This window comes from Mediterranea sp. An20 (assembly GCF_002160055.1).
In the GTDB taxonomy this organism is placed as follows: domain Bacteria; phylum Bacteroidota; class Bacteroidia; order Bacteroidales; family Bacteroidaceae; genus Bacteroides; species Bacteroides avicola.
The window spans coordinates 1-9,665 of the sequence record NZ_NFJV01000049.1 but is presented as its reverse complement, the minus strand read 5'-3'; the positions used below and the strand labels follow the sequence as shown (position 1 = coordinate 9,665).

17 protein-coding genes are annotated in these 9,665 nt (G+C 52.8%); 10 read left to right on the top strand and 7 right to left on the bottom strand.

Features of this window, described 5'->3' with window-relative positions:
- The first annotated feature begins 399 nt into the window (after positions 1-399).
- From B5F34_RS16730 to B5F34_RS16685, 10 genes are read left to right on the top strand one after another with little or no spacing between them, the layout of a single operon-like run.
- Positions 400-618, top strand: a complete 219-nt coding sequence (locus tag B5F34_RS16730; protein WP_021963139.1) for a hypothetical protein — start codon at positions 400-402, stop codon at positions 616-618.
- An 11-nt stretch (positions 619-629) separates the two neighbouring features.
- On the top strand, positions 630-851 hold the full coding sequence (locus B5F34_RS16725; protein WP_087247996.1) for a hypothetical protein: 222 nt from the start codon (positions 630-632) through the stop codon (positions 849-851).
- Between the two features lie 22 nt (positions 852-873).
- Entirely contained in the window at positions 874-1,470 is a 597-nt protein-coding gene (locus B5F34_RS16720) for a hypothetical protein (protein WP_087247994.1), read from the top strand.
- A gap of 7 nt (positions 1,471-1,477) precedes the next feature.
- Positions 1,478-1,726: a hypothetical protein gene (locus B5F34_RS16715; protein ID WP_087247992.1), complete on the top strand. Its 249-nt coding sequence runs from the start codon at positions 1,478-1,480 to the stop codon at positions 1,724-1,726.
- Between the two features lie 11 nt (positions 1,727-1,737).
- Complete coding sequence (locus B5F34_RS16710; protein WP_087247990.1) at positions 1,738-2,154, top strand: PcfK-like family protein; 417 nt, start codon at positions 1,738-1,740, stop codon at positions 2,152-2,154.
- Positions 2,155-2,158: 4 nt separating this feature from the next.
- Positions 2,159-3,475, top strand: coding sequence for a PcfJ domain-containing protein (locus tag B5F34_RS16705; protein WP_087248070.1), 1,317 nt, complete (start codon positions 2,159-2,161; stop codon positions 3,473-3,475).
- Between the two features lie 27 nt (positions 3,476-3,502).
- Positions 3,503-3,760: a hypothetical protein gene (locus B5F34_RS16700; protein ID WP_087247988.1), complete on the top strand. Its 258-nt coding sequence runs from the start codon at positions 3,503-3,505 to the stop codon at positions 3,758-3,760.
- An 11-nt stretch (positions 3,761-3,771) separates the two neighbouring features.
- The gene (locus tag B5F34_RS16695) at positions 3,772-3,993 is read left to right on the top strand and encodes a DUF3873 domain-containing protein (protein WP_087247986.1); all 222 of its coding nucleotides are present in this window, start codon (positions 3,772-3,774) and stop codon (positions 3,991-3,993) included.
- Positions 3,990-4,235 carry a hypothetical protein gene (locus B5F34_RS16690; protein ID WP_087247984.1) on the top strand — a complete coding sequence of 82 codons (246 nt, stop codon included), beginning with the start codon at positions 3,990-3,992 and terminating at the stop codon, positions 4,233-4,235. The genes B5F34_RS16695 and B5F34_RS16690 overlap by 4 nt, the downstream gene beginning before the upstream one ends.
- Before the next feature lie 58 nt (positions 4,236-4,293).
- Complete coding sequence (locus tag B5F34_RS16685) at positions 4,294-4,500, top strand: hypothetical protein (RefSeq protein ID WP_072543936.1); 207 nt, start codon at positions 4,294-4,296, stop codon at positions 4,498-4,500.
- Between the two features lie 172 nt (positions 4,501-4,672).
- Here B5F34_RS16685 and B5F34_RS16680 read toward each other — a convergent pair whose 3' ends face one another.
- The 7 genes from B5F34_RS16680 to B5F34_RS18000 all read right to left on the bottom strand — a co-directional run.
- On the bottom strand, positions 4,673-5,194 hold the full coding sequence (locus B5F34_RS16680; protein ID WP_087247982.1) for a lysozyme: 522 nt from the start codon (positions 5,192-5,194) through the stop codon (positions 4,673-4,675).
- Entirely contained in the window at positions 5,191-5,688 is a 498-nt protein-coding gene (locus B5F34_RS16675) for a DUF3872 domain-containing protein (protein ID WP_087248068.1), read from the bottom strand. Before B5F34_RS16675 ends, B5F34_RS16680 begins: the two co-directional genes overlap by 4 nt.
- Before the next feature lie 5 nt (positions 5,689-5,693).
- The gene (locus tag B5F34_RS16670) at positions 5,694-6,593 is read right to left on the bottom strand and encodes a toprim domain-containing protein (RefSeq protein WP_087340897.1); all 900 of its coding nucleotides are present in this window, start codon (positions 6,591-6,593) and stop codon (positions 5,694-5,696) included.
- A gap of 3 nt (positions 6,594-6,596) precedes the next feature.
- Positions 6,597-7,154 carry a conjugal transfer protein TraO gene (locus B5F34_RS16665; protein ID WP_087340896.1) on the bottom strand — a complete coding sequence of 186 codons (558 nt, stop codon included), beginning with the start codon at positions 7,152-7,154 and terminating at the stop codon, positions 6,597-6,599.
- Positions 7,151-8,137, bottom strand: coding sequence for a conjugative transposon protein TraN (gene traN / locus B5F34_RS16660; protein ID WP_087248064.1), 987 nt, complete (start codon positions 8,135-8,137; stop codon positions 7,151-7,153). The genes B5F34_RS16665 and traN overlap by 4 nt, the downstream gene beginning before the upstream one ends.
- Positions 8,138-8,221: 84 nt before the next feature.
- Positions 8,222-9,550 (bottom strand): conjugative transposon protein TraM, encoded by a 1,329-nt coding sequence (gene traM / locus B5F34_RS16655; RefSeq protein ID WP_204245634.1) that lies wholly within the window; start codon positions 9,548-9,550, stop codon positions 8,222-8,224.
- A partial coding sequence (locus B5F34_RS18000) for a TraL conjugative transposon family protein (RefSeq protein ID WP_343224321.1) occupies positions 9,519-9,665 on the bottom strand: 147 nt, incomplete at its 5' end. The genes traM and B5F34_RS18000, both read right to left, overlap by 32 nt.

The window sequence follows — 9,665 nt, the reverse complement described above, 5'->3', positions numbered from 1 at the left end:
CCGCCCTTTGAACTTCCCCGTGGCGCATTGCGCCATCCTCTATGCTTCCCCTTTTCCTTCCCGCCTCTCCAGCAAGTATGCCGATATTCCCATGCCGCCATTCCAGACGGCATCAGTGGGTCATTTTCGTTGCAGGGGCAAAGGTAAAGACGGGATTAGGAACACAAATTTTTTAGCCACAATCTCCACACTTCGCAAGCTCAGGTAGTATTCTGTCGAAAAAATTTGCTGAACCTACTCCCTAACCTTTGCATGGCCCCCGAAACGAAAACGACCGATGCGCGGTCGGAAGACGTCACAAGGAAACATCGGACATACGGAGAGGCGAAAAGAAAAAGGACTCGACCCGACCTCCCCATCCGAGTAAGACAAATAAAAACAACTTAAAAATTGGAAGATATGAGAATGACATTGAACGACATCGGAAAGGCTTTGCGGAAAGTATTGTCCGCAGTAGCGAGAGCGGCATGGGGCATTACCCTTTGCGCAGGAGGTTTGGCGGTAGGCATCGCAGGGGAAATCCTATTGGGCGTGTTGAACTTCATGTTCGGCATCCTCACCGCACTACTTTCAATAGTGACAATTATTTGGACATTCATTTGGTTATTAACCCTTTAATTCATAAGGATATGGCAAAAAGAAACAGCAAGACGGCAGCGCAGCAATGCAGGTTTTACGAGGTGGACAACATCTTTGAGTATATGGTGGAAACGTACATCAACGGCAATTTCAGCACATTCCGAGAAATGTACAAGGAGTTGTGCAAGGATGCAAGAAAGGATTTCATAGACTTTCTTTTAAGCGAGGTAGAGCCAGTCTATTGGAGAGAGATTTTGAAAGAAACCATTTGACGACCCTTTAAGACAGAAGATTATGAGAACGGAAACAAGGACATACAATGTTTATAAGGTGGACGAGCTTTCATTCACGGCAAAGGAAAATGCTTACAACCGATGGTTGGCAGGGTATGAATATCCGTGGCAGAGCGAGAACATGGCAACGCTGAAAGCCTTTGAAGGCATATTCAACATACGTGTATATGATTGGAGATATGACGGCTGCACGTGTTACTACCGTTTCACCTCCAATTACAGCGAGGAAGAGGAAGAACTTTGCGGTGTGCGGTTATTGAAATTCATCGTGAACAACTATTGGCACAGCCTTTTCAAGCCCAAGACCTATTGGCACGGAAAGGACTTCAACAAACAACGCAGAAGCCGCATATCCGTAACCGAGGATTGCGTGCTGACAGGCTATTGTGCTGACATGGACATCCTGAAGCCCATATACGACTTTCTGAAAGCACCCGACAAGCATACGAACCTGCATGACCTTATGGACGAGTGCATCGGCAGTTTCTTCCGCTTTTGCAGCAGGGACGTTGAGGATTGCATCGATGAGGAAGCCTTCGAGCATGACTGCGAAGCCAACGGATATGAATTCTTATCAGACGGAACACTTTTCAACTGACAGCCTTATGAACAGGACAACGGAAAAGATACCCACATGGAGTTTGGGGTACATCATCAACGGTGACATGACGGGACTGACGGACGAGGAAATCCGCATGATTGACGAGTGGCAGAGCAAGTGGAACGTGCAGGTTGTCTCACCCCTTACGGACGAAGAAGGCAACACACAGCCCTATTTCTCACGTTATCCCCTTTTCGGACTTCCAGCCGAAGTGGAGGACTGCGACATACTTTACACGAATGACAACATCTAAAATCTGACGATATGAACAAGACAACAGACCATTTCAAGCGTACAATCCAAGCCTATTTGGAACAACGTGCAGCCGAGGACAAGCTGTTTGCAGCAAATTACAACAAGCCTAACAAGAACATAGAGGATTGCGTGACCTATATCCTCAATTGGGTACAGAAAAGCGGTTACAACGGCTTTACGGACGGTGAAATCTATTCCCAAGCCGTCCACTACTATGACGAGGACGACATTGAAGTGGGCAAGCCACTGCAATGCCAAGTAGTCGTGAACCATACGGTAGAACTGACTGACGAGGAAAAGGCGGAAGCACGGCAGCAAGCCATCCGCCAATACCAAGCCGAGGAACTGCGCAAGTTGCAGAACCGAGGCAAGGCTAAGGCGAGCCAAAAGACAAATGTACAACAAGTTGAACTCTCATTATTCTGAACCTATGAAACCGAGAAACAAATTCGAGAAAACGGTACTTGCACAGAGCAAGAAACTCCGCCCCATAACCAAAGCACAGATGAATTGGGCTTTCCGTGAGTGCATTGACCATTACGCCCACCGTTTGCCCAAAGGACGCACCACCTGCATGGACTGCGGTCATAGCTGGATTATGGACAAACAGACAAAATACTACACTTGCCCCGAATGTGGGGCAAGGCTGGAAGTGGTAACAAGTTATGTCCGCAAAGTGCAGCAGAAACAATACTTCACCGTTCTTACCACGTGTGGGGAATACCAAGTGCTGCGTATGTACCTCCTTTTCGTGGAGATGGAGAAAGGCTGCAAGGCTGACCCTTATGTACTTGAAATCGGTCAGTACTGGTGGAACAAGGAAGGACGCATGGCGGTTGTCGGCAAACAGCGGATTTGGGGCAGGTATCTTGACCTTTTCTCTTTTGCCTCTCCTATGGCTATCCGGCAGGACAACATCGCATACGACCACATCGCCCATTCTCCGATATACCCTAAATTCAAGGTGACGGACACGTTACGCAGAAACGGTTTTAAGGGTGACTTTTATGGCATTGTGCCGACCAAACTCATCCCTGCATTGCTTTCGGACAGCCGTGCGGAAACCCTGATGAAGTCGGGCAACATCGAGCATTTGCGCTATTTCCTCTCCAAGCCGCAAGCACTTGACAGATGTTGGCACTCGTACAAGATAGCTATGCGGAACAAATATGCCATAACCGACATTTCATTATGGTGCGACCTTCTATATCTGTTGGAGAAATTGGGAAAAGACTTGCGCAACCCTCATTTCATTTGCCCGACCGACCTCAAGGCGGCTCACGACAGATATATGGAGAAACGGCAAGCCCAATTGGAGCGTGAACGGGAACGGCGGCGCATGATATGGGAAGCCGAGCGGTTGGAGCGTGAGCGGAAGCGTTTGGAGGATATGACGAAAGAGAAAGACGAGTATATCCGAAAGAAAGCCGCTTTCCTCAACCTTATACTGACGGACGGACTTATCATTGTAAAGGTATTGCAAAGCGTGGACGAGTTTTACGAGGAAGGGAAAGCCATGCACCATTGCGTCTATACCAATGCTTATTACAATGATGAAAACTCTCTGATACTGTCCGCACGGATTGACGGAGAGCGCATCGAAACGGTGGAGGTGGACTTACAGACGTTGAAAGTGGTGCAGAGCCGTGGCGTATGCAACTCCAACACCGAATACCACGACCGCATCATCAAGTTGGTGGAGGACAATGCCGAGCAGATACGGCAGCGGATGAAGCAGGTGGCATAATCGTATAACAAACTAATAGTTAATGATATGGAAGTGAAAATAGAAAATATGGTTTTCGGATGGCACGAGGAACTGCCCAAAATGTTCCTTGAACTGTTGAACACGCTTGTGCTGACAAAGAACGAGCAGGATGTAAGGGGTGTAATGGAGGTGTTCGCCCGAAAGGAACTTTTCAATGTCCTTTTCGCCTTTGGGTATGGCGCACACCATTTATGGGTGACGCAGAAGAAGGCATCCGACCCCGACCAATGTTTGGAGAACAGACTACTGATTGTTGAATTTTAATTGATAAGGCTATGACAACGAGAATGACCATTAACGGAGTAAGCACCTGCCAAGCGGCAGGAACGGAGAAATACGAGAGTTTCCAAATGAGTATCGGCAGGAAAAGGCGCACTTTCGTGCAATACGACTACCGCCATACGGACGGAGAGTTGTTCTCCTGCGTGAAGCCCACGCTGGACGAGTGCAGGCGGTTACGTGACGAATGGATTAAAACGAAGGAGGACAGGCTATGACAGCAGGCTATGACACGCTGATTGTGACATACAGCGACCCCATTTGTGTGTTGGACAGAATGTTTGCCGATGCGGACGCATGGGGAACTGACACCCTCAAAGGATGGGTGGAGGACTATGAAAGTACGAGGTTTACGCAAATAAACGAGCATACGGCAGTCATCACTTCCGAATACAACATGCCCTGCGTAAAGGAATGGCTCACACACTGTACGACTATCGCTGATATGAGAGAATTTTGAGTGCGTGGCGGTGGATACCACCGCCCACACTTCCAACACCATTAAAAGAGAAGGCATCATGAAATACTATTTTATACTGACAGACGGCAAGGACGCATGGATGCAGTTCGTTTACCTCCCTTCGGGAGACTATGTGTCCGGCTATATCCGTGACCTGCGGAGCGTGGGAATATCCGTGCATGACTATGACCTTTGGACAAAGGACACACGCCCCATTGCCGAGCGTACCCTTGAACGCATACAGAAGCGTATAATGGCAGGATGACCCTTTGGCGGGTGGCAGGAATTGCCGCCCGCTACTTTCTTTCATGAGCAGGACAGGCGGATAAGAAAGTAGCAAAGAAACCGTTACTTTCCATCTTCGATAATATGGAAAAATCCGATGAAGCCACAAAAGGCACCATCGGATTTTGTTTGTTGTACAGCCAACCATAGCCTCACGGCTCATACAGCAGCAGGAACTCCATTTTGCGCCGCCGCTCTATCGAGCGGACGGGCTTGCCCTTGTACCGGCAGTAGGCGACGTATTCACGATAAATGTCCCTGTTTCCGGCTTCCAGCTTGCGGATGAGTCTGCTTTTCGGGTACCTGCCATGACCGAGCAGTACCCCTTGACCGACATTGTAGCTTAGGACGGTCAGGAGCAAGGCGTCCTTCTTATAGTTGCGGAACAGCCTGTAACGCACCGCCAAGTCCTTGCGGAGCAGGGCTTCGGCTTCTTCCTCCGTCATGTCGTAGGACAGCTTTTCCTTTGGCAACCTTTTATGCCCGTAACCATAGTAAGGGAAATCCGAACGATCATGAAGCCCCTCGTATTTCTTTATCAGCTCGACGGCTATGTCCGCTTTCGGGTGGCTGTTGAACAGAGCCAGCAGCCGTGCTGTTTCCTCCATATTCTGTGCCGGCAGACTGCCACAGAGGGCAGCCGCCAGCAGCAGGAGCAACGCCATGCGCATCATCGGCTGACGTTCAAGGTGTCCGATACTGCCACGTCCTCATCCGTGTCGTTGTTGAACTCGACTTCCCACTCGAAGGCATTGCCGAAATTATCCTCCACCGTGATGGTCAGGCTCTGCGATTCGTCGCACTCCGAAGTGTAGTACAGGCGGAACTTTTCATTCTCCAACAGGTAGCGGTCGTTGGGTCGGAAAACCAGGCCGTTGTCCAGCTTCAACGTGCCTTCCCCGTCGTACTGGAAATAGCGGATGGTATAGACCGCCCCGTCAAACTCGCCCTCACGTACCAGCTCGCAGCGTATCTCCGCCGTCTCGCCCTGCGCCAGTTCCTTCGGCACGGGCATGGTCTCCACCGTAAACGGGTAGGCTTGCGTCACGTCCAATTTGTCGTCGCAGGCGGTGAAGCCAATGGAGAGCATACCCACACAGAGGGCAGCAAAGGTTCTCACTATGTTTCTTCTCACTTTTTGTCTGTTGTTCAATTTATTCATGTTCATAATCATTACATTTTAAGTCTGATGTTCCTGTTATTTTTCTCGTTTTGTTTCAGGCGGCTTTGCAGGTACTCGTTCAGGTCCTTGCATCCGTTGTATATGCCGGAGCAGTCCGACACCCTTTCGCCGTAGCGTGTGCGCAGGGTTTCCAATGTCCGCCACCCGGCTTCGTCGTTGTCAAGATAGCATTGCACCCTTCCGTAGCCGTCCAGATGCCTGTACGCCCTCGCCACATTGGACACCGAATTGAGCACGAGGTGGTCCTCCCTGCCGCCGATGCCCAGCGCACGGGCGGAAAGGTAGTCCATAAAACCCTCATACACGTTGCAGGCATCCGAGCCGACCGACAGCAGGGTCACGTCCTTCGGCGGCACGCAGCCCTTGAAGAACGGGTTGCGTATCTCGTAGCCGCCGCCTTCGTTACCGAAAGCCACGGCGAAATACCGCTTGCCGTGCGTGGTGTAGCGCATCTCCTTGCAGTTCGCAATGGCGACGGCGGACGGTATGCCCCTCTCTTGCAGGTAATGGAGCAGCGCCCAGTTCTGTAAAGGCAGCACCTCTACATCCTCGAAGCTGTGCCCGTTGGAACGGTGCGTATCAACGGCTTTTTGCGGTCCATAGTCCTGTGCCGGCATACCCGCCACTTCCGCCACATACCTCGCTTGCGTGAGGAAGTCGCCCGTCTTGATGAACTCCCCGGCAAGGGCGAAGATGTTGCCGCCCTTGCCTTCGCCGAAGTCAAACCAGAGGTTTTTCTCCGGGTTCACCTTGAAAGAAGGCGTCTTCTCCTCCCGGTAAGGCGACCTGTACCAAATTGCATTGGCACGCCTTTGCACCGGGTGATGCCCCAGCCGTGCAAGGAAGTCCTCTATGGGAAACCGTTTCATCGCTTCTATGTCCATAGGCATCCGTCAGTTAATGATGAATTTCACGCCTATCCCGTACTCCGTATGGCACACGTCCATGCTGCCGCCCCAAAGGAAACGCTCCCTGAGCGAAGCCGTCAGCGCGATGAAGTCCGCGAGGTACACCTCCATGTCCAGCGTGGCGGCGCAGCCATAGACAAAGGCATCCCCGTTGTTCAGCCTTGCCCCGTCGTACAGCGTCTTTTCGCCCCAGTTCACCGTTTCGTACCCGGCAAGGGCTGACGCGCCCGCATAGAGGAACACCACCTTTTTCGCGTCCGACAGGAAGTTGTAGTAGAAACCGCCCTCCGCCGTGAACTGCGCCGCAGGGATGGTCGTACTCCTATAATCATGGTTGGTTTGCAGATATTCCACCCCGTACACCCACTTGTTCCCGCCTTTCGCGTAGCTTGACAGCGTGGCTCCCAGCACATAGCCGTCCGCCCCGTTCAGCCCGGCTTTCAGTTCGATGCCCCGCATCTTCGGCAGGCACCGCTGGGCTTCCGCCCGTCCCATGAAAAGGACGGACAGAAGCGTTACAAGGAAAAGGACTCTCGCTTTCATCGCACACGCAGCTCGTTGATGGTTTCAGCCTGTACCAAGTCCTCGTTCTCCACGGTAAACGTCTGGTGGCGTCCGCCGTCCTTCTCGTTCATCTCCACCACGAGCTGTTTGCCGTCGGGGATGGTGAACTTCGGAAGGCAGAACACCGTGCGTTCGGACTGTTTCCCGGCTACACGGACGGCGTAGTTGTAGGCGCGGAGCGGGAACAGCACCTGTTCCTGCATGGCGGTACGCTTCGCCACCTTCTTGTCCACAATCTTGAACGTGATGTAGTCCACGTCAAACGGCACATTGCTTTGGTTCTTTATCTCCGTGTAGAAATACAGCAGGTCATTGTGGACATAAATCCCTTTCAGTAGGTACTGGATGCCGAAACGCTTGCAGCCGATGTGCTTCACCTTGCGCTTGTCCTCCTTGTGCAGCGACTTCATGATGAGGTGTACCAGCATCGGGCTTTCGCTGCCCAGTTCCTTCAGGTAGATTTCCTGCGCGTTGTTCGGTCGGTTCACCGTGCTGCCGTCGTGGATAAAGTCCTTCATTTCCACGTTCAGGATAAGCGGCTCATCGGCGTATTTCACATTAAATGTGTAAAATGACCCGTCCTCCGTGATGACGCTCATGTTCGTCTCGTTGCGGAAATTCTTGACCGTCGCCTTCACACGGATGACGTTCTCCGCACCGTCCGCCTTGCCCGCTATCAGGTTGGGCGAACCCAAGTCCACGTAGCGCACCGCCGCCGGAAACAGGATGTGGACGGTCTTGTCATACGTGACTTCCAGACCGTGCGGCGGTATCATGCGGTCGAACATCAGCTTCTTCGTCAGACCGTGGTACAGGTCGCCGTCCTCTTCCGTCTGCGGATAGACGTCCTTCACCAGTTCCAGACCGTCCTCCTTGGCGGTGCTGTCGTTCGTCACTCCCTGCGCGTAGCTCGCACAGGCGATGCCCATCAGCAGGGCAAACATTGTCATTACTTTCTTGATACTCATTTTACGTTGGATTTAGTGGTAAATAAAAATTAGTTTGTTGATTATTTTTCTTTTTTCGCCTTTATGTTTTTGGACTGTTCATTCCTTTTTTTGGTAGAGCAATACCCTGTACCCTGACTTCAGATGTACCTTGACCGTGCGCATCCTTTTCGAGATGTACTGCGAGATGCCCTGTATCGCCCCTCGCCCCAAGTCGGAGGCGAGCTGCGCCCCCGCGTCGGTCGATATGTTGATGCTGCTGCCGAGCGAGCTGCCCATGTTCGCCCCGATTTCCTTTGCCGCGTCTATCTCCATCGAGCCGGGGATGAAGATGCCCGCCTGTCCGTCGCTGTCGTACACCTCCAATTCCACCGGGATGATGTTTCCCCCGTGTTCCAGCGAGATGATGCCGATGCCGAGCCTTTCGCCCTGCAACCGTGCCGCGCCCACAAGGAGCGTGTTCCGGGGGATGACGCGCCCCGACACGCGCATCGGCTCCAGCAGCCGGAGCTTCACCGTCTGCCCGTCCGTGAGGGTCTGGTCGCCCTGCACGCAGGCGGCGATGGTGTTCTTTTCCGGCGCTTCCGCCGTGCCGATGGCGGTGTGGAAGCCGTAGTTCCGTTCACCCGCGTAGTCCGCGATGAAAGCCGAGTCCGTCATGGGCTGCGGCAAGGCGGATACCACTGCCGGACGCACCCCGCTTACCGGTTCAGCCTTCATGCTCCTTTCGTCAGACTTGGCGGATGTTTCCGTCCCTTCGGGCTGTGCGGTCTGCCCGGCATTGCCCTTCCCGTTCTGGTATCTTGCCGCCAGTTCGTAGGACTTTTCCAAGAGCGCGACCTGTTCCTCCATTGAGGACGGCTTGCCCTCCTGCGCCATCAGCATGGCTTCCAGTTCGTCGATGCGTTCCCGAAGCTCCTCCTTTTCCCGGTCCTCCTTCGGCGGCTCGTAGAACGTGCCCAGCGAAGTGTTCAGCCGCTCGTAGGCGGCAGCGGAGGTGCGTATGCCCGCCTGTTGCTTATCGGCACGCTCATTTTCGGACGGTTCCGTCTGTGTCAGGCGGTAGTCGTCCGATGCAGCCGCCGTGTCCGGCTTTTCCGCGCCGTCGTGCCAGAACGAGGACAGGTCGCCCACCATGCCCCGGCGTTCTTTCTGCCGGTTCTCCAACTGCAACTGCTCGTAGGCTTTCGCCTTGTCACCGATGATTTTCGAATCTTCGGGCAGGGGCATGTCCGTGTTGAATCCCTGACCCTGCTTTGCCTTCTCCTTGTCCTCGGAGGACGGTGCGAAGATGAGCCACATGCAGCCCAGGAACAGCAGTCCCATCAGCGGATAGACCAGCATCTTCTTGCGTTGCTGCCGCTGCTGTTCGGTCAGCGGCTTCTTCTCTTTCTGTTCATTCTTCTTCTGTTCCTTTTCCATATACATTATTATATAGGTTCATATTCTCCTGCACAGGCAGGTCCAATTTCTCGATGTGCCGTATCTCCATTGCCCCGTTCCCCTTGCCGAAACCGGCGATGGCGGTGACGGTCATGTACAG

What these genes read in the sequence shown, in the direction of transcription:
- B5F34_RS16730 (WP_021963139.1), top strand. Translation starts at nt 400, where the DNA reads ATGAGAATGACATTGAACGACATCGGAAAGGCTTTGCGGAAAGTATTG.
- B5F34_RS16725 (WP_087247996.1), top strand. Translation starts at nt 630, where the DNA reads ATGGCAAAAAGAAACAGCAAGACGGCAGCGCAGCAATGCAGGTTTTAC.
- B5F34_RS16720 (WP_087247994.1), top strand. Translation starts at nt 874, where the DNA reads ATGAGAACGGAAACAAGGACATACAATGTTTATAAGGTGGACGAGCTT.
- B5F34_RS16715 (WP_087247992.1), top strand. Translation starts at nt 1,478, where the DNA reads ATGAACAGGACAACGGAAAAGATACCCACATGGAGTTTGGGGTACATC.
- B5F34_RS16710 (WP_087247990.1), top strand. Translation starts at nt 1,738, where the DNA reads ATGAACAAGACAACAGACCATTTCAAGCGTACAATCCAAGCCTATTTG.
- B5F34_RS16705 (WP_087248070.1), top strand. Translation starts at nt 2,159, where the DNA reads ATGAAACCGAGAAACAAATTCGAGAAAACGGTACTTGCACAGAGCAAG.
- B5F34_RS16700 (WP_087247988.1), top strand. Translation starts at nt 3,503, where the DNA reads ATGGAAGTGAAAATAGAAAATATGGTTTTCGGATGGCACGAGGAACTG.
- B5F34_RS16695 (WP_087247986.1), top strand. Translation starts at nt 3,772, where the DNA reads ATGACAACGAGAATGACCATTAACGGAGTAAGCACCTGCCAAGCGGCA.
- B5F34_RS16690 (WP_087247984.1), top strand. Translation starts at nt 3,990, where the DNA reads ATGACAGCAGGCTATGACACGCTGATTGTGACATACAGCGACCCCATT.
- B5F34_RS16685 (WP_072543936.1), top strand. Translation starts at nt 4,294, where the DNA reads ATGAAATACTATTTTATACTGACAGACGGCAAGGACGCATGGATGCAG.
- B5F34_RS16680 (WP_087247982.1), bottom strand. Translation starts at nt 5,194, where the DNA reads ATGATGCGCATGGCGTTGCTCCTGCTGCTGGCGGCTGCCCTCTGTGGC.
- B5F34_RS16675 (WP_087248068.1), bottom strand. Translation starts at nt 5,688, where the DNA reads ATGAACATGAATAAATTGAACAACAGACAAAAAGTGAGAAGAAACATA.
- B5F34_RS16670 (WP_087340897.1), bottom strand. Translation starts at nt 6,593, where the DNA reads ATGCCTATGGACATAGAAGCGATGAAACGGTTTCCCATAGAGGACTTC.
- B5F34_RS16665 (WP_087340896.1), bottom strand. Translation starts at nt 7,154, where the DNA reads ATGAAAGCGAGAGTCCTTTTCCTTGTAACGCTTCTGTCCGTCCTTTTC.
- traM (WP_204245634.1), bottom strand. Translation starts at nt 9,550, where the DNA reads ATGTATATGGAAAAGGAACAGAAGAAGAATGAACAGAAAGAGAAGAAG.